The sequence below is a fragment of the Micromonospora sp. NBC_00330 genome, assembly GCF_036136635.1.
Classification (GTDB): Bacteria; Actinomycetota; Actinomycetes; order Mycobacteriales; family Micromonosporaceae; genus Micromonospora; species Micromonospora salmantinae.
Map to the genome: position 1 here is coordinate 1,688,478 of NZ_CP108012.1, position 21,339 is coordinate 1,709,816.

General features: G+C 70.0%; 15 protein-coding genes. 6 read left to right on the forward strand and 9 right to left on the reverse strand.

The window, feature by feature from the left end:
- Positions 1-85: 85 nt before the first annotated feature.
- A complete protein-coding gene (locus OG598_RS07390; protein WP_328653683.1) occupies positions 86-1,420 on the reverse strand; it encodes an extracellular catalytic domain type 1 short-chain-length polyhydroxyalkanoate depolymerase in 1,335 nt (444 codons plus the stop codon).
- A 405-nt stretch (positions 1,421-1,825) separates the two neighbouring features.
- Here OG598_RS07390 and OG598_RS07395 point away from each other — a divergent pair, with 405 nt between their 5' ends.
- Positions 1,826-3,886: a cellulose binding domain-containing protein gene (locus OG598_RS07395; protein ID WP_328653684.1), complete on the forward strand. Its 2,061-nt coding sequence runs from the start codon at positions 1,826-1,828 to the stop codon at positions 3,884-3,886.
- A gap of 147 nt (positions 3,887-4,033) precedes the next feature.
- On the opposite strand, the gene OG598_RS07400 is transcribed toward OG598_RS07395, so the two are convergent.
- On the reverse strand, positions 4,034-6,385 hold the full coding sequence (locus tag OG598_RS07400; protein ID WP_328653685.1) for a VWD domain-containing protein: 2,352 nt from the start codon (positions 6,383-6,385) through the stop codon (positions 4,034-4,036).
- Positions 6,382-6,984, reverse strand: coding sequence for a hypothetical protein (locus OG598_RS07405; RefSeq protein WP_328653686.1), 603 nt, complete (start codon positions 6,982-6,984; stop codon positions 6,382-6,384). The genes OG598_RS07400 and OG598_RS07405 overlap by 4 nt, the downstream gene beginning before the upstream one ends.
- Positions 6,985-7,429: 445 nt before the next feature.
- On the opposite strand from OG598_RS07405, the gene OG598_RS07410 reads away from it, so the two are divergent.
- The gene (locus OG598_RS07410) at positions 7,430-8,230 is read left to right on the forward strand and encodes a helix-turn-helix domain-containing protein (protein WP_328653687.1); all 801 of its coding nucleotides are present in this window, start codon (positions 7,430-7,432) and stop codon (positions 8,228-8,230) included.
- Positions 8,221-8,412, forward strand: a complete 192-nt coding sequence (locus OG598_RS07415; RefSeq protein ID WP_328653688.1) for a DUF397 domain-containing protein — start codon at positions 8,221-8,223, stop codon at positions 8,410-8,412. Before OG598_RS07410 ends, OG598_RS07415 begins: the two co-directional genes overlap by 10 nt.
- A 72-nt stretch (positions 8,413-8,484) precedes the next feature.
- Here the strand turns inward: OG598_RS07415 and OG598_RS07420 are convergent, their stop codons facing one another.
- Complete coding sequence (locus tag OG598_RS07420) at positions 8,485-11,262, reverse strand: M14 family zinc carboxypeptidase (protein ID WP_328653689.1); 2,778 nt, start codon at positions 11,260-11,262, stop codon at positions 8,485-8,487.
- A 201-nt stretch (positions 11,263-11,463) separates the two neighbouring features.
- On the opposite strand from OG598_RS07420, the gene OG598_RS07425 reads away from it, so the two are divergent.
- Positions 11,464-11,820 carry an effector-associated constant component EACC1 gene (locus OG598_RS07425; protein ID WP_328655290.1) on the forward strand — a complete coding sequence of 119 codons (357 nt, stop codon included), beginning with the start codon at positions 11,464-11,466 and terminating at the stop codon, positions 11,818-11,820.
- Between the two features lie 58 nt (positions 11,821-11,878).
- On the opposite strand, the gene OG598_RS07430 is transcribed toward OG598_RS07425, so the two are convergent.
- Entirely contained in the window at positions 11,879-13,222 is a 1,344-nt protein-coding gene (locus tag OG598_RS07430; protein ID WP_328653690.1) for a glycoside hydrolase family 18 protein, read from the reverse strand.
- A 146-nt stretch (positions 13,223-13,368) separates the two neighbouring features.
- Here OG598_RS07430 and OG598_RS07435 point away from each other — a divergent pair, with 146 nt between their 5' ends.
- The gene (locus OG598_RS07435; RefSeq protein ID WP_328653691.1) at positions 13,369-14,253 is read left to right on the forward strand and encodes a bile acid:sodium symporter family protein; all 885 of its coding nucleotides are present in this window, start codon (positions 13,369-13,371) and stop codon (positions 14,251-14,253) included.
- Positions 14,254-14,312: 59 nt separating this feature from the next.
- On the opposite strand, the gene OG598_RS07440 is transcribed toward OG598_RS07435, so the two are convergent.
- The gene (locus OG598_RS07440) at positions 14,313-14,732 is read right to left on the reverse strand and encodes a PPOX class F420-dependent oxidoreductase (protein WP_196926210.1); all 420 of its coding nucleotides are present in this window, start codon (positions 14,730-14,732) and stop codon (positions 14,313-14,315) included.
- 135 nt (positions 14,733-14,867) lie between these two features.
- Between OG598_RS07440 and OG598_RS07445 the strand changes: the two genes are divergently transcribed.
- A complete protein-coding gene (locus tag OG598_RS07445; RefSeq protein WP_328653692.1) occupies positions 14,868-15,761 on the forward strand; it encodes an NAD-dependent epimerase/dehydratase family protein in 894 nt (297 codons plus the stop codon).
- A gap of 1 nt (position 15,762) precedes the next feature.
- Here OG598_RS07445 and OG598_RS07450 read toward each other — a convergent pair whose 3' ends face one another.
- The 3 genes from OG598_RS07450 to OG598_RS07460 form a co-directional block, all read right to left on the reverse strand.
- The gene (locus OG598_RS07450) at positions 15,763-16,866 is read right to left on the reverse strand and encodes a glycoside hydrolase family protein (RefSeq protein WP_328653693.1); all 1,104 of its coding nucleotides are present in this window, start codon (positions 16,864-16,866) and stop codon (positions 15,763-15,765) included.
- Between the two features lie 217 nt (positions 16,867-17,083).
- Positions 17,084-19,597 (reverse strand): pectate lyase family protein, encoded by a 2,514-nt coding sequence (locus OG598_RS07455; RefSeq protein WP_328653694.1) that lies wholly within the window; start codon positions 19,595-19,597, stop codon positions 17,084-17,086.
- Between the two features lie 29 nt (positions 19,598-19,626).
- On the reverse strand, positions 19,627-21,243 hold the full coding sequence (locus OG598_RS07460) for a pectate lyase family protein (RefSeq protein WP_328653695.1): 1,617 nt from the start codon (positions 21,241-21,243) through the stop codon (positions 19,627-19,629).
- Positions 21,244-21,339 lie beyond the last annotated feature (96 nt).

The window sequence follows — 21,339 nt, forward strand, 5'->3', positions numbered from 1 at the left end:
GTCCCGCTGTTCGGAGTCCGGGCCCGAGCAGCGGGACGCCACCCGCACGAGCAGACGGCGGGGTACGCCGCCGTCGGTCACCGCGTCAGATTCGGGTCCACCGTTGGCTGTTCGTGCCGTTGCAGCTCGACAGGACCGCAGGGGTGCCGTTGGCGGTTCCGGCGGCGTTGGGCGTCAGGCACAGGCCGGACTGCACGCCGGTCACCGTGCCGTCGGTGTTGACGTTCCACTGCTGGTTGGTGCCGCTGGTGCAATCCCAGATGATCACCCGGGTGCCCGGCGAGGTCCCGGCGCCCTCGGCGTCCAGGCACTTCGTGCCGTACACCTGGAGTTGTTTCGCGGCGGTCGACGTCCACTGCTGGTTGGTGCCGCCGTTGCAGTCCCACAACGTCAGCTGGGTGCCGTTGGTCTGCGACCGAGACGGGACGTCGAGGCAGCGGTTGGCACCGGTGTTGCGCAGCGGCGCCGACGTGCCGCCGGGTGGTGGGGTGGTGGGGCTCGTGGTGTCGAAGCCGAGGAACCGGATGGCCTGCGCGGCGTCGAACGGGATGGAGTGGCCGTACCCCTGGAAGCTGATCGCTTCGACGGGCGCCGTGCCGCCGGCGCCCCCGTACCGGGTACGGGTGGCGCTGGTCTGCGGGGAGTCGGTGAAGCTGGGGGTCTGCGACACGCCCTGCACGTTGGTCCACTGCTTGATCTGCTCGCCGAAGTTGACGTAGCTCAGCGTGGTGTCCGTGGTGCCGTGCCAGATCTGGAATCGGGGACGCTTGCCGGAGTAACCGGGGTAGGCGTTGCGGACCAGGTCACCCCACTGCTGCCCGGTCCTGACGATGCGTCCGCCGGAGCACTCGCTGTTCCACTCCGCGCCGTTGGTGGTGGCGAAGCACCCGAACGGGACCCCGGAGGAGCTGAACCCGGCGTGGAACAGGTCCGGGTAGAGGCCGACCATGACGTTGGTCATCATGGCGCCGGAGGAGAACCCACCCACGCCGATGCGGCCGGCATCGACCGGGTAGCGGCTCCGGACGTAGTCGACCATGGACTTGAGGCCCACCGGGTCGCTGCCGCCGTCGCGCCGAAGGGCCTGCGGTGACGAGACGTCCCAACACTTGCTGCTCCGGGTCACCGACGGGTAGATGACGATGAAGCCGTAGCGGTCGGCGAGGGTGCTCAGGCCGAAGCCGCTGTGCACCGCCGGACCGCTGCCGGTGCAGTAGTGCAGGGCGAGGAGCAGGGCCGGCTGGGCCGCGACCCGATCCGGCACGTACAGGTGCATCTGGAGATTCGTCGGGTTGGTGCCGAAGTTGGTCACCTGGGTCAGCGTCGCGGCCGACGCCGGGGTGGCGACCGTGACCACGGCCGTCATCGTCGCCAGGGCCGTCGCCAGCGCGGCGGCCAACAGTGCGATCCTTGATCTCATCGGCGGTTCCTCAAGTCGTGAGTCGGGGACCCGGCGGTGCTGACCACCGAGGTCAGACCAGCGAGGGGGCCTTCCGGTGAGCCACTGACGCTGATCGCCCCGCATCGACTGTGAGCGATAACATGCCGTTCGTCAAGCCGTAACGTATGACGTCTATCGATCTCGTGTCGAGCGTTCACTGACGCACCTTGAGATTGTCGAACCGACAGTGCCATTGTGGTACGTCGATGAAGAGCCGCGCGCGGGGCTGACGTCCGTCCACTGGGCAACCGGGATCCAGATGTGATCTCGGGGGACGGTGACACGAGCGATGGACCAACCAGGGTCCGCCGTCCACGAGATCGCCCGTCCCCGGGTCGCACAGTGACCGGCCGGGCGGCTCATCTGCGTGAAGGAACCCCGCCCATGCGTAGAACGAAGACCCGAACAGCACTCCTGGCGGGCCTGCTGCTCGCCGCGAGCGCGCTCGCGGGCGTCAACCCACCAACCGCCAGCGCGGCGGCCGACCCGGTCACCGTTACCGTCAACACCCGCGCGGGACTGGCGACCGTGCCGGACACCGCTCTCGGCGTCAACCACGCCATCTGGGACACGAACCTCGGCACCGCCGAGACGTCGGACCTGCTCAAAGATGCCGGCGTGCAGATGATGCGCTACCCCGGCGGCTCGTACGCCGACATCTACCACTGGAAGGACCACACCGCGCCCGGCGGTTACGTCGCGCCGGGGACCGACTTCGACACCTTCATGTCGGCGGTCCGGCGCGTCGGCGCGCAGCCGATGATCATCGCGAACTACGGCACCGGCACACCCGCCGAGGCCGCCGACTGGGTGCGGTACGCCAACGTGACAAAGGGCTACGACGCGCGCTACTGGACCGTCGGCAACGAGAACTACGGCAACGGCCACTACGGGTCCGCGTGGGAGGCCGACGACCACCCCGACAAGAGCGCCACACAGTACGCGAGGCTGGTCGTCGAGTACGCCGACGCGATGAAGGCGGTCGACCCGAGCATCAAGGTCGGAGCGGTGCTGACCATGCCGGGCAACTGGCCGGACGGGATCACCGCCGGCAGCGATCCGGGCCCGTGGAACCAGACGGTGCTCTCCATCGCCGGCCCGAAGATCGACTTCGTGGACGTGCACTGGTACCCGGGCGGCACCGCCGCCGAGTCGCTGGCCCGCGTCAACCACCTCCCCGACGCCACCTATCTGCTGCGGCAGCAGCTCGCCCGGTACGGCGGCCCGAACGCCGACCGCATCGGCATCAGCTTCACCGAGCTGAACGTCGACGCCGGCCGGAACACCCAACCGGCCGCGCTGTTCCTGGCCGACGTCTACAGCGGTCTGCTGGAGAACGGCGTCTTCACCGCCCACTGGTGGAACGTGCACAACGGCATGGGCACCGTGACGCAGGTGGCCGGTCAGACCGACTACGGCGACTTCGGGATGCTCTCCAGCGGGGCCTGCACCGAGGACGGCTCGGTCTGCCAACCGTCGCTGAACACACCGTTCGCGCCGTACCACGGGCTCAGCATGATGAAGCTCTTCGCGAAGACAGGCGACCAGTTCGTTCGCGCCGGCACCGACGAGCCCCTGGTCACCGCCCACGCCGTCCGCCGGAGCAACGGTGACCTCGCCGTGCTGCTGGTGAACAAGGACCCGGACAACGACCACCCGGTCACCATCGACTACGCCGGGTTCACCCCGTCGGCCGTCGCGCCGACGGTGTCCACCCTCACCAACGGCGCCACCGGCATCGCCACCAGCCAGTCCGGCTCGGCGACCAGCCGGACGCTGCCGGCGTACTCGTTGACCACGCTGGTGCTGCGCCCGGCCGGCGCGACCGCCGGACGACCGGCGGCGCCCGGCCAGCCGACCGCGAGCGGTGTCACCGACCGCGCCGCGACGATCACCTGGCCGGCGTCCATCCCGGGCGCCAGCCCGATCGCCAAGTACGAGGTGCACCGGCAGCACGGCGCGGTCAGCGAGCAGCTCGGCGAGACGACGACCACCTCGTTCACCGTCGACAACCTCGTGCCGGGCAGCAGGTACACCGTCAACGTGCTGGCCCGCGACACCGCCGGACGGGTCTCCTGGGCCTCACCGCCGCTCACCTTCGCTACCGGCAGCCCCGCCGCCAGTGCGTGCACCGTCCGCTTCAGCGCCAACAACGACTGGGGCAACGGTTACATCGGTGGCGTCGAGATCATCAACAACGGGTCCAGCCCGATCAACGGCTGGACGCTCACCTGGACCTGGCCCACCGGCTGGCAACAGGTGAGCAGCGGTTGGAGCGCCACCTGGGAGCAGGTCGGCACCGCGGTGCGGGTCACGCCCACCACCGACAACCGGCAGATCGCCGCCGGCGGCACCGTGAGCGCCGGCTTCGTCGGCGCGTACGGCGGACCGAACGTGCTGCCCACGGCGTTCACCCTCAACGGCACCGTCTGCGCCACCGGCTGACCGATTGGTCAGGCGCGTCGATGGTCAGGGCGGCTCGGGTTGGCCCCTGACGCAATCCCCGAAGTGTGTGATGCCTGTGGGTCATCAAGATGACTCACAGGCATCACGCTCTCCGGGAAGGGCCGGCCCCCACAACAGCCGCCGCAGTCAGCGCCCCTGGCGGATGATGACCGTGGCCGAGCCGGTGTCGTCCGCCCACGGGTCGAGCACGAGGGTGTACGTGCCGCTCTTCGGCAGCGGACCCGTCTCGAACCGCCCCGTCCCGCCGATGACGCAGCCGCTTCCCACCGCGTCGCCGGCCGGGCTGTTCAGGAGCAGAATCCCGCACCGGTCGGGCAGGCTGGCGGCGCTCACCTCGACGGTGAGGCGCTTGCCGCTGTCGGCGGGAAACCGCAGACGGCTCACCGCACCGGGGCGGCTGACCGACAGGGCGTTGGCGCGTCCATCCGCGACTGTCTCCCGCTGCTCGTCGGTGGCGTCGCGTAGCCGCACGTTCGCCGAGCCGGTGTCGGTGGAGGTCCCGTCGACCTCCAGCACGTACCGGCCGGTGGCCGGCAGGACGAACCCGTCGACATGCCCCTGGCCGCCGATCACGCAGCCGCTGGTCACCTGTTCGCCGGCCGGGTCGCGCAGGCGCAGCAGGTTGCACCGGTCCGGCAGTGTGGCGTCGGTGACCTGGAGGAAGACCTTCTGACCGGCGCGGCCGTCGAAGGACAGGCGGCTGACCGCACCCGGTTGGGCGAGCGTCGCCCGGACCGCCGGCCCGTCCAGCGTGAGGGTCTTCTCCTCGTCGGTCACCGCAACGACCCGTACCGTCGCTCGACCGAGGTCGGCATCCCACGGGTCGAGCACCACCTGATGGTCGCCGGTGGCGGTCAACGTGGTGGTGTCGATGAAGCCGATGCCGGAGATGACGCATCCGGTCGCCAGTTGACGGCCCTGCGGGTCGAGCAGCAGCAACACACCGCAGCGATCCGGCACTGTGGCGGCGGGCACCTCCACGAAGATCTTCTGGCCGGCCCGGCCCGGCACCTTCATCGCTGCCGTGGCACCGGCCCGGGTCACCGCCAGGTCGACGTCACCGGCAGCGGGCGCGTCGCGCTGCGCGCGGGCGGCGTCCTCGGCGAACGCCACCTGCCCGGTGAGGCCGACGTCGAGCACACAGTCGGCGAGGATCTGCGGATCGGTGACACCGGCCCGCCGGCAGACGAGTTCGGCGGTGGCCCGGTTGGGCAGGTCCCCGACGGTGAGCAGTCGGTCCGGGAAGCGCCGGTCGGTGAACGTGCCGGTGTTCTGCCCCGGCTCGTAGTCGAACAGCGACCGTTGCGCCTCGACGCGCCAACTGTCCGCGAAGCCGGGGTACAGCGCCTCGAACGTGGGCGGCTGCGCCACCCGCTTCCCGTTGCGCACCGTCAGGTCGTCGCCGGGGTCACCGTCGTGGTCGCCGAGCAGACCCTCCAGCGTCCCGGCCCGGGCGGTGGGCGCGCTGACGCTCACGCTCAGCCCCCACACCCCGATCGGCTGCGCGGTCAGTCGGGCGCCGTCCGGCCACTCCACTGTCACAGTGCCGTCTCCCCAGGAGGTGACGGTGCCGCCGCGCGGCAGCTTCACCCCGTCGGGCGCCGACACCGGCGCGGCGCCGTTCACCCGGACCGCCGGGCCGTCCGGTGTGACGTACACACCGACCCGGTCGCCGGCCACCCGAGCCGCGACGGCCGAGTTGACGGCCACCACCGAGCTGGCCGGGAACATCGCCTGTCGTACCTGGACCTCGAAGCCGTCTGTCGTCGAGCGGGTCAGCACGAACTCCCCGGCGGCCTGGAAGTCGTACCGCAGACCGTCGTAGGTGAGCAGGTGCGGGTCGCCGTTGCTGTTCGCGCACCGGTAACCCTTGCCGATCACCGAGATCGAACAACCACCACCGCCGGGTGGTCGGGGCCTGGGCTTGTCGCAGTCCTTGCCGTTCGACGGCAGCTTCTGACCGCTGTACGAGGGGCGCAGCGGCACACCGACCGCCTTGCGATACGCGTTCTCCGCCAACACCGCGTGCACCTCGGCGGGATCCACAGTGCTCGCCTGTTGACCGCCCTGCGTGCAGAACTGGCCCCGGTCGGTGTCGTTCACCTCGTCGAGGGCGTGGTTCATCTCGTGGATGAGGGTGGCGCACTGGTCCTCGGTGAAGCCGGAACCCTCGTCGTCCAGCTTCCGCCCGTCGTTCTCCGGCACCCAGTTGATCTGCACGTCACTACCCGGGACGTACGTCGTGGTGCTGCTCTCCGAGCCGAAGATGGGTCTGCGCACCTTGATCTGCTTGCCGGAGCGTTCCAGCTCGTCGAGCACGGCGCCATTGCCAGAGCTACGGATCTGTCCGACGCAGCCCGCGTACTCCGTTTGCAGGTCGGCGTTGACGCTGACCACGGCGGACGCCGACTGTGGGGCGATCAGCACCAGGACGCCCGCCAGAACCACGCCCGTCCGGATCACGCGTATCCCGGTCATCGGCTCCTCACCTCGAACGCGACAGTGCCCTGTTCGGCCGTCGCGGCGCAGGCATCCGCCGGCACACCGCGCAGCGGCGCCCGCAGGTAGCCCAACACCAGCCGGTACGCCCCCGGTTGGTCGACCGGCCACCAGGTCACGGTGGCCCCACCCCGCCCGTCCGGCGCGGAGGTGGCCAACGCCGCGCCGACCGGGCTCTGCGGGTCGCTGCCCAGAGTCAGCTCCACCGACCCACGCGGTGGCACCCGTACCAGGTTCTCGACGAGGTACGCGGTGAAGTCCCGGTAGTAGGCGGCGCCGCCAACCGCGGGCGCCACCGCCGTGCCGTCGCGGGCCAACGACATGACCGTCACCGCCCCGTCCGGCACCCGACTGAGTTGGCACTCGGCGTCGCGGTTGTTGACAAGCTTCAGCCGCAGACTGATCTGCTCACCCACCCGGTACGACGGTTGCCCGGCGCTGACGGTCAGACCGACCGTCGCCGTGCCGCTGGACGGCGTCGGCGACGGACGCGACCGTCTGCACCCGGCCGCGGTAACCATCAGCAGCACGGCGAGACCGCCGGCGAGCACCACAGTCCCTGCGCGGGGTACGCCCATGGGCCGCGAGCCTCCTCCAGGTGCCGACGGTCGGCACAGATCCCGGCCAGCCTGCGCCGCAGGTGGTGGGAACGCTGTCGTGATCCGGCCCGGTGGATGTCCGCTAACCGACCCGGGTGGCCGGTGTTGTCCTGAACGGGCAACCCGGTTGGCCCACCACCGCCGACGTCGGACAGCCCTCGCCGTTGAGCCCCTCCTCGCCACCAGATCTTGGACACTTTCCGTTACGCCGGCGGGCTCAACCGGCGTAACGGAAAGTGTCCAAGATCTGCACGGGCCCCGGCGCGAACGGGGCCGCCGCGTTTCGAGTCCTCCCACCAGCCGCGCCGTTGGTGACACTCCGCTCGGTGGGCAACTACGCTCAGGCGATGCCCGCCCGTGCGGGGCGAGCTGACAAAGCTCTCCACGCCGGATAGCGGTGTGAGTAGTTGTGGGGGAATACCGAATGGCCGACTTGCCGCACCCGCTCGCCGCGTTCATCGTCGCCGAGATTCGCCGCGCCCGAGGGGCCTCCGGGATGACCCAGGACGCCTTCGGTCGGGGTGCCGGCTTCAGCGCCTCCCATGTCAGCGCCGTGGAGAGCGAGACGCGGGCGCTGACGTTGGACTTCATCAAGGGCGCCGACCGGGCGTTCAAGAACGGCGGCCTGTTCGAGCGCATGGTCGCGAAGCTGGGGGCACCATCCTGGTTCCTGCCGTGGTTGGACGCCGAGCGCACGGCGACGCAGCTCAGGTGCTTCCAGCCGAGCCTCGTTCCGGGCCTGCTCCAGACGGAGAGCTACGGTCGCGCCGTCATCCGCTGCAACGACACGTTGAGCGACGACGAGGTCGAGAAGCGGCTCGCCCACCGGATGGACCGGCAGGAGACCCTCACGAAGGCGAACGCCCCGCACTTCGTCGCCGTCATCGCCGAGGCGGTGCTCCGCCGTGCCCGCGCGGACTTCCGCGACATCATGGCGGGGCAGATCAAGCAGTTGACCACCCTCGCCGAGCGACCGAACATCAGCGTTCACGTGTTGCCGGACGAGGTCAGCATGCACGTCGGCCTCACCGGGCCGTTCAGCCTGGCCCGGCTGCCCGACCACAAGTGGGTGGCCGAGATGGAGAACCAACTCGGCGGCGTCGTCATCGACCGCGACGACGATGTGGATACCCTCATGTCGAGGTGGGAGATGGTTCGCAGCGAGGCGCTACCCCGCCGGCAGTCGCTGGATCTGATGAAGGAAGTGGTGACGTCATGGACCTGATCGACGCTACGTGGCGCAAGTCCACCCGCAGCGGCTCCGGCGGCGGCAACTGCGTCGAGGTCGCCGACAACCTGCCCGGCATCGTCGGTGTGCGGGACTCGAAGGACCCCGAAGGGCCGGCGCTGGTCTTCGGGCCGCTGGCCTGGCGGGCGTTCGTCGCCGAGGTCGCCCGGCGGCCATAGCCCCAACCCCGAACGCGCAGAAGCGCCCGTCCCCCAACTGAGGGGACGGGCGCTTCGCCGTGCGGGAGTCGGTTAGCTGACCACGGACCGCAGCGGCACTCGCGCGTCGCGAAGCGCGCGTACCAGATCCCTCGCGAACGGGTGTTCGTCCACCTGGAGCCCCTGCGGGTTCGGAATCACGACGTACGCCGAACCGTTCTTCTCGGACGCCTGCGCGTCGGCGGTGAAGCGTTCGACGATCGCCCGGGTGCGGGGCAGGTCGCCGGCCGCCACCTGGATGGTGATCGGCCGCCAGCCGCCGCCCAGGTCCGGCGACACCGGCGCGGCGGCGGCGCTGGCGCGCGCCGCGGCGACACCGGCCGGGCGCCGGGCTTCGGGCCCGGCGGCCGTCGGGTAGAGCAGCGCGTTGGCGACCAGGTGCAGGCCATTCTCGTTGTACGCGCGGAAGAGCGGATTGAACGCGAACAGCACCGCCCGACCGGCGCCGGTCGGCTCGTCGACGACGGCGGCGGTGCCCTTCAGTGTCTCCGCCCCGACTGTGAAACCGTTGGCCCAGAAGGTGTCACCCGTCGGGTAGGTGAGCACGTTCGTTCCGGTGGTGCTCGGGGTGAGGATCGGGTCGCTGTTGTTGAACTCGAAGTCCTCCGCCGGGCGACCCAGCGCCATTGGGCTGTCCTGGTCGACGTCGACGCGCAGGTGCGAGCCGATCACCAGGTAGTCCGCCGGCTTGGTCTTCTCCGTGGTCGAGGTGAGCCCGGCGGCCCGGGCCACCCGGGTGCCCTCGTTGCGCAGCCCGAGGTAGGTGTGGCCTTGGCCGATCCAGTCGCGCAGGTTGGCCTGCCCGGCGGCGGTCAGACCGCCGGTGGCGCTGCTGCCGTCCGGCACCAGCAGCACGGTACGCCCGGTGAACGCCTCGGTGTTGTCGTTGATGTCGGCAGTGGTGACCGGTGTGAGGTCGAGCCCCCACCGCTTGCCGAGCACGTAGCGGGCCTCGCCGTGCGAGCCGGAGGTGGTGGAGATGCCGGTGCCCTGGAACAACCCCACGTCGGGCAGGTCGAGGCGGGTGCCGGCGGGCCGGCCGCCCGGGGTGAGGGTGACCCCGAGGGATTCGGCCAGCCCGTCCACGGTCCGGCTCACAGCGGTCGCCGGGATGGCGACCCGACTGGTCGTGAGGTCACGGACCAGGGGTACGCCGCGGCCGAGCAGGCTGAAGGTGAGCTCCGCGGCGGCGGCCGAGTCGAGCGGGTACGTGTACGAGCCCCAGGGCCACGCCGCACCGGTGCGACCGCCGGAGACCTTGCGCACCAGCTCGGCCCTCGGCCGGACGGTGTCTCCGGTGTAGATGGTGTTGATGCCCATCAGCAGCGGGTTGCTCCAGGACGACACGTCGTAGAAGTACGGGAACGGGACGTACGGGTCCTCGCCCATGATGGCCTGGATCCAGTGCTTCTGCGGCTGGTCCATCGGGATCCAGTACGCGCCCTTGGGCACTGTCACGTTTGTGGCGCTGCGCCCGCCGAAGACCCGCGCGGTGGGCACCCGGGTCGCCTTCTGCACCTCGTACACCTCGACGTCCATCCGGCGCAGCCGCTCGACGAGTTGGCGGACGTCGGCGAGCTGCCGGTCGGGCAGCAGGAAGTACGAGCGGATGGTGAGGTCCGGCACCGGGAACTGCACCTCGTTGGTGGGTTGCACCACCTCGTTCGGTTCGAGGGTGGCCGCCCTGCCCTGGGCGAGCGCGTCGGTCCAGATGTCGAAGTAGCCGTCCATCACCTCGCGCTTGTTCGCGGCGGCCCAGCCGAGCGTCGACCACTGGGTGTGGAACTGCTGCTGGACCCGGTCGGCCACCGCCGACGCGCTGCCCTTCTCGTAGGTCATCCCGGCCGCGCCGAAACCGGTGGTGGGCACCGTGTCGCCGTAGCCCATGAAGAACATGTCGTACGTGTCGTAGTTGAAGTAGCACTCGGTGAAGGCGGTCTCGTCGCAGGCCCCGTTGAAGCCGAAGCCGGCCTTGTTGGCCTCGCCGATGCGGTTGATCCAGTCGACCGCCTCACCGGCGATCTCGTGGTGGATCGGGTCGGCGTTGGGCGGGAAGAAGTACTGCCGGCCGCCCATCTCGTGTGCGTCGATGAAGACCTGCGGCGGGTAGCGGCGCAGCAGTTCGAGCTTGCCGTCGGTCTCCTGCTGGGTGCGGGCGAACCAGTCCCGGTTCAGGTCGAAGCCGAACTCGTTCTGTCGGCGGGTCGCGTCGCGGCCGTCCGGGTTCTGGGAGGGGACGATGATGGTGACCAGGTTGTCGTTGCGCTGGGCGACAGCGCAGGACAGGCCGGCGGCCAACTCGTACAGCGTCTTGAGCGCGGCGTCGGCGCCGCTCTTCTCTCCGCCGTGCACGTTCGCGGTGACCCAGACGATGGCCGGGCTGTCCTTCGCCGTCCGGGCGGCCGTTCGCGCGCTGGTCCGGCGCGGGTCGCGCAGGTCCCGGACGTCGTCGGCGATCTCGCGTAGCGCGGCGGGGCGCACGTGGCGTTCGTTGGACACCACCGCGTACGGCAGTGGCTGGCCGAGCACGCTGGTGGTCATCACGCCGGTCACGACCCGGTTCGAGGCGCGATCGACGGCCCCGAGGTAGGTCCGGACCTCGTCGTTGGTGACGACCCGGTCCTGCCCCGCGCCGAGTGGGAAGCCGAGCACGGCGTCCGGGCTGGGCACTGTGGTCAGCCGGGCGGTCGGGTCGTCGCTGCACCGGGAGGGCTGGGCGGCGTTCGCGGCCGGTGTGCCGCCGAGCAGGGGAGTCATGCCGAGCAGGAGCGCGATCGTGGCGGCACTCGCCAGCCGCCTGGCAGGAACCATCCGGATCGGACGTGTCGATTGGGCCATGGGTCGTGTTTCCCCTCTCGGGACAACCTCGCAGTGGCCGGAGCCTATGAACCGTCGATACGGCGGTCAAGGGTTGATCGATATTGTTGACTACTCGGCGTGCCGGTCCCGACGCGGAGTGGCAGGATGGTGGCGTGGGCTTGTCGTCGTCTGGGAGGAGGAGACGTGCCGGAGATGATCACGCTCTCGGTCCATCCGGATCTTCCGTCCGCCGATGCTCGGCGTTCGCTGGCGTCCTGGCTGCGCGCCGAGGATCGGCTTCGGGAGGGGGTGACCACGACGTCCCCCGACGGGATGTCGGCGGACACCACTGACGAACTGCGGGTGGCGGCCAGCGACGCGGGCACTGCCATGGTGCTGGTGCAGGCGATCGCCGGCTGGCTGACCCACCGCCGCGATGATGTGACGGTGAGGCTCACCCGGCCGGACGGGTGGTCGGCCGAGGTGGACGTGCACCGGGCTCGGGACATGGACCAGGTGACCGCGCTCATCGAGGCAGCGGTGCGCGCGGTGACACCCGCGCAGCGATAAAACGGCCCGCCGCTGGCCGAGAGGTCGGCCGGCGACGGGCCGGGTAGATCGGGTACGGCTACCAGGTCGTCAGGCCGAGGCCGATCGTCTTGGTCAGCGTGGCGTTGTCGTCGTCGCCGTCGAGCGACCAGATCATGGCGCCGGCCAGGCCGGCCCGCCGGATGTAGAGCATCTTCTGCATCACGACCGCCGGGTCGTCGTACGTCCACAACGTCGTACCGTCGAACAACCAGGCGTGCCCGGCACGCAGGTCGCGGTGCACTGTGTAGCCGTTACCGGCCAGGGTCTTGAGCAACTTGTAGTCCTCGTACCCGGCCTCGAAGGTCGCCGGAGCGGGCCCGGTGGCCGGCTGGAACAGGCCGTTGCCGCCGCCGGTGATGCCGGTCCAGCCGCGACCGTAGTAGGGGATGCCGAGCACGAGCTTGTCCCGCGGCGCGCCACGGGCGATCCACCCGTCGATGGCGACCTCGACGGAGAAGTCCGGGTTGTCCGGGGCGCCCGCCGGGACGCGAAGCGCGGACTGCTGGTTGGCCCGCGCGTCCCAGCCGCCGTGGAAGTCGTACCCCTGCACTGTGGCGAAGTCCAGGTACTTGAAGATCTTGCGGCCCTCGTAGCCGGCGTCCATCGTGGCCGGGCTGGCCGGCAGGAACGCGGTCAGCGGGTGGTGCGCGCGGGTCGTGCGCCCGTACGCGTCGAGCTGCCGGCGGAACTCGGCGAGCAGCTTGGTGAAGTTCTCCCGGTCCTCCGGGCGGATGACGTTGCCGGGCTCACCCTCCCAGTTGGGCCACTCCCAGTCGAGGTCGATGCCGTCGAAGACGCCGGCCCCGGCGCCCGGGCCGCCAGCGGCGCCGTCACCACCGGGCAGGTTTCCCTTGAGGTAGAGGTCGATGCAGGACGTGACGAACGCCTTGCGGGAGGCGTCGGTGCGGGCCGCGTTCGAGAAGTACGTCGACCAGCTCCAGCCGCCCAGCGAGATCAGCACCTTCAGTTCGGGGTGCTTGGCCTTGAGCTTGGCGAGCTGGCCGAAGTTGCCGTTGAGCGCCTGGCCCGGTGCGTCCGCGACGCCGTCGACGCTCTCCTCGGCCGGGACGGGACGCTGATAGTCGGCCCAGGCGTCGCCCTCGCCCGGCCCACCGTCCACGTAGCACCGGCCGTCTTCGCTGACGTTGCCGAAGGCGTAGTTGAGGTGGGTGAGGCGGCTCGCCGCCCCGGAGGTTTCGAGCTTCTTGACCGGGAAGGCCCGGCCGTAGATGCCCCACTGGGTGAAGTAGCCGACCCGGTGGTAGCCGGTGCGGCGCTGGTGGTTGTCGCCGGCGCTGGCGGCGGTGGGCGGAGCGGCGGTGACCAGCACTGTCGCCAGGGCGACGACGGCGGTGAGACGGCGGTGGCGGAATGGTCGCATCGGCACACTCCCACGAGACATCAAACAGAATTAGTAAAGACACTTATCTGATTGATGAAGTTAAGCCGATCACCCTCCGGGGTCAAGAGCCGTCCAGCCACATGGAGGATTGTGACGGCGTTACCGGGTGGTAACGATGTTGTGCCATGGACTCCGCCGTGACTCTGATCGGACTACCCGTCGCCCTCGGCATCATCATGCTCGGTCTGGGTCTCGGACTGACAATGGCGGACTTCCGCCGGGTGGCCCACCATCCACGGGCCGCCGTCATCGCCCTGGTCTGCCAGGTGCTGGTGCTGCCGGCGCTCTGCTTCTGCGTCGTCCTCGCGTTCGACCTGGCACCCGAGCTGGCCGTCGGCATGATGCTGCTGGCCGCGTCACCGGGCGGCACCACTGCCAACCTCTACAGCCACCTGTTCGGCGGACACGTGGCCCTGAACATCACCCTGACCGCCATCAACTCGGTGCTCGCCGTGTTCACCCTGCCGATCCTGGTCAACCTGTCGGCGGCGTACTTCCTGCCCGACGGCAGGAGCATCGGCCTACAGTTCGACAAGGTGCTCCAGGTCTTCGCCATCGTGCTCGTCCCGGTCGCGATCGGCATGCTCATCCGGGCGCGGATGCCGCACCTGGCCGAGCGGCTGAACCGCCCGGTCCGGATCCTCTCCGTCGTCGTACTCGTCGCGGTGATCGCCGGCGCGGTGCTCGGCGAGCGGGAGAACATCGCCGACTACTTCGTCTCGGTCGGCCTGGCCGTGCTCGCCTTCAACCTGCTCAGCCTCGCCATCGGGTACGGAGCGCCGCGCCTCGCCGGTGTCGACCGGAGCGCCGCGACGGCCGCCGGTTTCGAGATCGGCATCCACAACAGCACACTGGCCATCACCATCGCGCTCAGCCCGGCGCTGCTCAACAGCACCCAGATGGCGATCCCGGGCGCCGTCTACGGCATCGTCATGTTCTTCACCGCGGCGGCCTTCGGCTACCTGGTGACCCGTGTCGGCGCCCGGTCCGCCACCGCCCTGACGCCCTGACGGCCGGTGCCCTGTCGCCCCGACGGCAGCCGTCGAGGCGACAGGGCGGACGGCAACGGTCAGCCGACCTGGTTGTTGTCCTTCTGCGCGCCCCAACCGTGCCAGCGGTCGATCTCGATAAGGGCGCTGACCCGGGCCCGTTCCCGGCGTGGGTACGCGTTGCCCGTGTAGTGCTTCGACAGCCGGTCGATGTCCGCCAGGCCCTCGTCGGGGCGCAGTTCGGCGACGTGCCCGATGATGCTGACGTGGGTGTACCAGCCGGCCTCGTCGAGCACGGTGAGGGACACCCGGGGGTCGTTGCGGACGTGCTCCAGCCGGCGACGGCTCTCGTCCATGTTCACCAGGATCCGGCCGTCCTCCCACAGGTACCAGGTGGCGGCGGACACCGGCTGGCCACCGTTGCGAAGGGTGGTCATGACGGCGGGGTTCGGCTTCTGAAGCATGGCGACCGCGGCCTCGGGAAGCGGTGGCTTGGACATGAAGTCTCCTCGTCGCGACAACGTTTACCCCTGCACGTTACGCACCCGCCCGCCCGATCGCGCTCGGATCGCGATCGCGGCGCGGCGAGCCCACCCGGCTGCCGGGCTGACGTCGCCTGCGGCGAAGATGTGGTCATGAGCGAATCCACACTGCCCAGGCGTGTCGTCGTCACCGGTGCCACCGGCAAGCTCGGCCGTGCCGTGGTCGCACACCTGCGCGCCGTGGGCGTCGACGTGCTGGCGGTGGACCGCGCCGTTGGCCGCGACCCACGCGACGTGAACGGCGAGTTCCTGCTGGTCGACCTGACCGACTACGGGCAGGTGGTGGAGGCGTTCACCGGGGGCGCCGACGAGCACGCGGGCGGCGTCGACGCGGTCGTACACCTCGCGGCGATCCCGGCCCCCGGGCTGATGTCGAACGCGACCACCTTCGCCAACAACTCCGCCGCGACGTACAACGTGTTCGCCGCGGCCCGGGCGGCCGGGATCAAGCGGGTCGTGTGGGCGTCGAGCGAGACGGTGCTCGGGCTGCCGTTCGACACCCCGCCGCCGTACGCGCCGGTCGACGAGGAGTACGCGCCACGGCCCGAGTCGACGTACTCGTTGAACAAGGCCCTGGAGGAGGAGATGGCCCGGCACTTCTGCCGGTGGGACCCGGAGCTGGTCATGGTGGGATTGCGCTTCTCCAACGTCATGGACGTCGAGGACTACGCGCCGTTCCCCTCGTTCGACGCCGACCCGCAGCTGCGCCGGTGGAACCTGTGGGGCTACATCGACTCCCGCGACGGGGCCCAGGCGGTCGAGCGCGCGCTCGCGCACGACCAGCCCGGTGCCGACGTCTTCGTCATCGCCAACGCCGACACCGTCATGAGCAGGTCCAGCGCCAGCCTGATGGCCGAGGTCTACCCGGGCGTCGAGATCCGTAGGGAACTGGGTGAGCACGAGACGCTGCTCAGCATCGACAAGGCCCGCCGGGTGCTGAGGTACGAGCCGCAGCACTCCTGGCGGGACCACGTCGACGTGCTGTAGGTCAGCGTGCCGCCTGGTAGGCGCGGCCGACGGCGGTGGCGGTGCTGCCGGTACGGAACAGGCCGGTCTGGTCCTTGTCGGTGGCGGGCAGGCCGAACCACGCGTACCGCTGTAGCCAGGACAGGCCACCCAGCATCCGGGTCGCCGCGGTGAGGAACGCGGCCTGCTGTGCCTGGGTGGGGAAGCGGACGCCGTTGGAGAAGTCGATCAGGGCGAACTCGGTGAGCCAGATCGGCAGCTTGTACCGGTCGTGCACGGCCTGGAGGTACGACCTGAGCTGGTTGACCGCGTTGGCGGTGGTGAAGTCGCCGCCGTACCAGTGCAGGGCGATGAAGTCGACGCGGTAGCCGCGCTGCTTCGCCCCGGCCATGAACCGGTCGAGCCACTCGCCCGGCCGGTCGCCGCCCCAGGCCACCGCCGGGCTGCCCAGCGGAAGACCGGTGGCCTGCAACTGCGGCCACAGCTCCAACGCCTGCTCGACGGTCATCTCCGCCTGACCCTTCAGGTCCGGCTCGTTGAACCCGAGCAGGTAGCGGCCGTTGTTCTTGGCCTGTTGCAGGTTGGTGGCGGTGACGCTCTTCGCCCCCCAGATCATCGGGACGAACTCGGCGTCCTTCGGGCTGGTGACGCCCGAGTGGGCCACGTCCCAGGTGTAGTACCAACTCGCCCCGGAGTTGGCCAGCGCCTGGCTGACGCCGTCGAAGGTCCACACCCCGACGCCCTTGCGCCTCGAGGTCGCCGCCGGGGCCGCCGGAGCGACCGGACGCCCGGTCGTCCGCTTCGCCGTCGGCGTCGGCGTCGGGGTCGCCCCCGCCGGGCTCGTCGTGGCGGCGGGCGTGGTCGCGCTGCGTGCGCCGGGTTGCGGGCTCGTGGGCGTCGGCGCGTCGAGTGCCTGCGTCGCCGCCGGGGCGGGCGTCGGCCCGGTGGGCTGCACCACGACGATCACACCCGTCACCAGTACGGCGACCACGGCGGCCACGAGGAGCGGCCACAGCAGCCGTCTCGCGCCGATCGGGAGGCGGCCGAGCATCCCGCGTCGGGGTTCCGCGTGGACGCCCCGGTTTCCCCTCGCGGCGTCCGCTTCACCCTGGCCGGTTGCGCGCATCGTCTCGACTCCCTCGTGTGTGGTCGCAGCACTGTTCCATGCTGCGGTGGCGGGGGAACCCGCCAACGCCTCACCTCAGGAGACTCGCCGGCCGTACCCGGATAACAGTTTCGTCGGCCGGACCAGTGCCCGACGTGCGTGGCCCGGGCGGTCGGAACGGCCCGCTCCACAGGCAGGAGTGGGGCGGCGGTCCGGTGACCGCCGCCCCGTCGACGGCTCAGACAGTGATGCGTCCGGCGCCGGCACCTGCGGTGACGCTCGCCTTCACCCCGCTGGCGGCGTCGAGTTGGTAGGAGTAGGGAATGGCGGCGACGTCGCCAGCGCTCTCCGGCGTACCGGAGTTGACGAAGACGTTGTCGCGCTGGACGAGGTCGCCCGGGTCCGATTCGGCGTATCCGACAGCTGTCGGCCGGGTCACGTTCTCGAAGTAGTTGCCCTCGACGAGCACGCCGGCGCCCATCGTGGACGCGACGCCGTAGTCCGCACCGAAGTAGTAGTTGTTGAACACGTGCACCGGGTCACCGAACCGGACGCGGGGGTGCCGCTCCTTGCTGCCGTCGAACCAGTTGTGGTGGTAGGTCACCCGCAGGTGCCCGATGTCGGCGGTGAAGCCGTCGTCGTGACCGAGCAGCATGCTCTTGGTGTGGTTGGTGACCCGGTTCCACGAGACGGTGACGAAGTCGGACTCCCGCTTGATGTCCAACGCGCCGTCGTAGCCGCCGTCGAAGGTGTTGTGGTCGATCCAGACGTTGCGCGAGTTCTGCACGTTCACCGCGTCGTCGTCCCAGCCCCGGAAGGTGAGGTTGCGAATGATGACGTTGCTGGCGCTGCTGACGTTCAGCCCGTTGTCCAGCGTGGCGTTGCCGACGCCGAGCACTGTCTTGTTGGACCGCACGTCGTTCATCTTGTCCGGCATGGTGAGCGATCCCTGCACCCGGATGATCAGCGGTGATGCCGACTCCAGGGCGTCGGCGAGCGCCGGGCCGTCGGAGACGGTGACCGTCTGGCCGCCCGCGCCGCCGGTGGTGCCACCGTTCTGGGTGGCCCAGCCGACCAGGCCGGTCTGTGGCGGGGTGGTCGGCGGCGGGGTGGTCGGGGGAGGGGTCGTCGGGGGCGGGCTGGTCGGCCCGCCCGGCAGGCCGACCTTGCCGACCCCGGCCTGCGCGGTCACCACCGCCTTGATGTCGCAGGCGGTGGTGATGGTGTACGCGTACGGCGGGTTGGTCACGCTGCCGCCGGTCTCGCCCGCGCCCGAGTTGATGAGGCAGTTGTTGCGGGCGACGAGCCGACCGGGGCCGGAGTCGGCCTCGGCCAGGTGGTACGGGTCGTCGACGTTCTCGAAGTAGTTGCCCTCCACGATGACGCCGGAGTTCTCCGTCGCGGCGACACCGTAGTCACCGGTGTTGAGGTAGTAGTTGCTGTAGACGTGCACCTGGTCGCCGAAGCGGACCCGGGGGTTGCGCTGACGGGTCTCGTCGAAGAAGTTGTGGTGGTAGGAGACCTTCAGCCGCCCGGTGTCCTGCGCGGCGTTGCCGTCGTCGTGCCCGAGCAGCATGTTCTTGTTGGTGCCGTCGGCGTGGTTGTAGGACACCGTCACGTACGACGAGCCGCGCTTGATGTCGAGGCCGCCGTCCGAGCCGGTGGTCCAGGTGTTGTGGTCGATCCAGATGTGGTGGGAGAACATCTGCACGTTCATCGCGTCGTCGGACCAGTTGCGGAAGTTGAGGTTCCGCAGGATGACGTTGTGCACGGCGTTCGCGGGTGGGCTGGTGACCGCGTTGTCGATCGGCAGACCGATGTTGAGCCCACCGCCGGTGAAGCCCGAGTTGGCGCCGAGCCCGACGATCGTCTTGTCCGAGGTGACCTCGTGCATCGGGCCGGGCAGGGCGATCAGCCCGCTGACCTGGATGATCTTCGGACCGGCCGAGGCGGCCTCGGCGATGAACTGTGCCGCGGTGGTCACAGTGACGGTCGGGCCGCCGGCCCCGCCGGTCGTGCCGTTCTGACCCCAGGCGTCGACCGACGCCCAGCCGTCCGCCACGTTCGTGCCCGGGTCACCGGGCGGGACCGTCGGGTCGGTCGGGTCCGGCCCGGGGGTGGCGCTGGTGACCTGGACGTTGTCGAAGTTCGCGCTGGCGTTGAAGGTGGCGACACCGATCCGGCCGGTAGCGAACTGGCTGTCGGTGGCCTCGGTCAACAGGGTGCCGTTGACGTAGCCCTTCAGCGAGCTGCCGGCGACGTCGATCCGCAGCGTGTACGCAGTGCCGACGGTCACCGTGGTCGCGGCGCTGTCCAGCGTGGTGCTGGAGCCACCGCTGAGCCGCTTGAGCTCGACCGTGTTGTTGCTGCGCAGGGCCAGGTAGTAGTAGCTCGTGCTGCTCTGCGCCCGGGCCAGCAGCGCGACGAAGCGGTTGGAGCCGTTGAACGCTGTCGGCTTGACGGTGGCCTGGACCGAGTAGTCGGTCCAGCTCGCCGTACCGGCCAACGACCGGGCGTCGCTGCTGGTGCCGGACTGCCGGTAGACCCGGGAGCCGTCGGTGGCGACCGTCCAGGTTCCCCCGGACGCTGTCCATCCGGTGGCGTTGCCGTCCTCGAAGTCGTCGGTGAAGAGGGTGTCGGCGTAGGCGCCGGTGGCGCCCATGCCGAGGGCGAGGGCGACCGCGGCGAGCGCTGCCCCGATGGTGAGCAGGAGACCTCGGCGATGCCTTCGCCAGGTTTCGGTGGTGTGCACGGAACCTCCTTGGTGGTGGGGTGTCGCTGCTAGAAGCCGAGCTTTCCGGTGCCGGAGCCGGCCGAGACGACCGACTTGACGGTGTTCGGATCGGTGACCGTGTACGGGTAGTAGGTGCCGGGCTCCTGCACCGAGCCACCCGCGTCACCCGGCTCGCTGGTGCCGGCGAGCACGTTGTTCCGGGCGATCAGCCGCCCCTTGGACCCGGCGTAGCTGATCGACCAGGGCACCTCGACGTCCTCGAAGTAGTTACCCTCGACCACACAGCCCGAGTTGAGCTGGCAGGCGACCCCGACGTCGGTGTTGTAGACGAAGTAGTTGTTGAACACGTGCACCGGCTCGCCGAAACGGACTCGCGGGTTGCGCTGCGGCGTCCGGTCGAACCAGTTGTGGTGGTAGGTCACCTTCAGATAGTTGGTGTCCTGGGCGGCGTTGCTGTCGTCGTGTCCGAGCAGCATGTTCTTCGTGTGGTGGTGGGTGTGGTTCCAGGAGACGGTGACGTAGCTGGCACCACGCTTGATGTCGATCAGCCCGTCATAGCCGTACGCCAGGTCGTTGTGGTCGATCCAGATGTGGTGCGAGAACATCTGCACGTTTATCGCGTCGTCCACCGTGTTGCGGAAGTTCAGGTTGCGGACGATCACGTTGTGCACCGCGTTCGCGGGCGGGCTGGTCGCGGTGCTCACCGGCAGGCCGATGTTCAGGCCGCCGCCGGTGATGCCCGAGCTGGCGCCCACGCCGACGATCGTCTTGTCCGAGGTCACGTCGTGCATCGGACCGGGTAGCGCGATCACGCCGCTGACCCGGATGTTCAACGCGCCGGTGGTGCCGATCGCGGCGAGGAACTCGGCGGCGGTGTCGACTGTGACCGTCGGACCGCCCGCGCCGCCGGTGGTGCCGTTCTGGCCGAGGGCGTTCACCGACGCGAAGCCGATCGGCGGTGCGCCCGGGTCCAGTGGCGGCTCGGTGGGTGGCAGTGTCGGCTCGCCCGGCGGCTCCCCGGGCGCTCCGGTTTCGGTGTCCACCCGGACGTCGTCGAAGGACGCGCTGGCGTACGACGTGGCGAGCCCGGCGCGGCCGGCGGCGAACGCGCTGTCGGTTGCCTCGACCACCAGCGCGCCGTTGACGTAGCCCCGCAGTGTCGTGCCCACGGCCTCCAGGCGCAGCGTGGCCCAGCTGCCGGTGGTCACGCCGCCGGCGGCCGAGTCGAGCGCCACCGGGTCTCCACCGGCGCGCCGGAGCAGTTGCACGCCACCGCTGGCGGTGACCGCCAGCGCGTAGTAGCTGCTGCTGTTCTGTGCCCGGGCGATCACCCCGACGTGCCGGTTCGTGCCGCCGAACCCGGTGGGTCTGACCCGCGCCTGGACGCCGTAGTCCGTCCAGCCCGGGGCGGAGGTCAACGCCCGGGCGTCGCTGCTGGTGCCGGACTGCCGAAAGGCCAGTGAACCGTCGGTCACCACCGACCAACTGCCTCCCGACCGCGACCAGCCCGTCGAGTTGCCGTCGGAGAAGTCGTCGCTGAGAAGCGTGTCGGCGAAGGCGGGCGGAGTGGCGATGAGCACCGCCGTGGCGGCGAGCGCTCCGGCGGCGAGCGCCGCCGCGATCAGCCGGGCCCTCGGCCGGCCCCGAGGATTCAAAGATTTCATCATTGGCCTCCCTTGTGGTGGTGGCGGGCTCAGATGTCCGTCGGCGTAACGGATATGAAATGAGCCATACACGAACGGTAGGGAGACGTACTGGTG

Coding starts and splice junctions, on each gene's coding strand:
- OG598_RS07390 (WP_328653683.1), bottom strand. CDS start 1,420: ATGAGATCAAGGATCGCACTGTTGGCCGCCGCGCTGGCGACGGCCCTG.
- OG598_RS07395 (WP_328653684.1), top strand. CDS start 1,826: ATGCGTAGAACGAAGACCCGAACAGCACTCCTGGCGGGCCTGCTGCTC.
- OG598_RS07400 (WP_328653685.1), bottom strand. CDS start 6,385: ATGACCGGGATACGCGTGATCCGGACGGGCGTGGTTCTGGCGGGCGTC.
- OG598_RS07405 (WP_328653686.1), bottom strand. CDS start 6,984: ATGGGCGTACCCCGCGCAGGGACTGTGGTGCTCGCCGGCGGTCTCGCC.
- OG598_RS07410 (WP_328653687.1), top strand. CDS start 7,430: ATGGCCGACTTGCCGCACCCGCTCGCCGCGTTCATCGTCGCCGAGATT.
- OG598_RS07415 (WP_328653688.1), top strand. CDS start 8,221: ATGGACCTGATCGACGCTACGTGGCGCAAGTCCACCCGCAGCGGCTCC.
- OG598_RS07420 (WP_328653689.1), bottom strand. CDS start 11,262: ATGGTTCCTGCCAGGCGGCTGGCGAGTGCCGCCACGATCGCGCTCCTG.
- OG598_RS07425 (WP_328655290.1), top strand. CDS start 11,464: ATGATCACGCTCTCGGTCCATCCGGATCTTCCGTCCGCCGATGCTCGG.
- OG598_RS07430 (WP_328653690.1), bottom strand. CDS start 13,222: ATGCGACCATTCCGCCACCGCCGTCTCACCGCCGTCGTCGCCCTGGCG.
- OG598_RS07435 (WP_328653691.1), top strand. CDS start 13,369: ATGGACTCCGCCGTGACTCTGATCGGACTACCCGTCGCCCTCGGCATC.
- OG598_RS07440 (WP_196926210.1), bottom strand. CDS start 14,732: ATGTCCAAGCCACCGCTTCCCGAGGCCGCGGTCGCCATGCTTCAGAAG.
- OG598_RS07445 (WP_328653692.1), top strand. CDS start 14,868: ATGAGCGAATCCACACTGCCCAGGCGTGTCGTCGTCACCGGTGCCACC.
- OG598_RS07450 (WP_328653693.1), bottom strand. CDS start 16,866: ATGCGCGCAACCGGCCAGGGTGAAGCGGACGCCGCGAGGGGAAACCGG.
- OG598_RS07460 (WP_328653695.1), bottom strand. CDS start 21,243: ATGAAATCTTTGAATCCTCGGGGCCGGCCGAGGGCCCGGCTGATCGCG.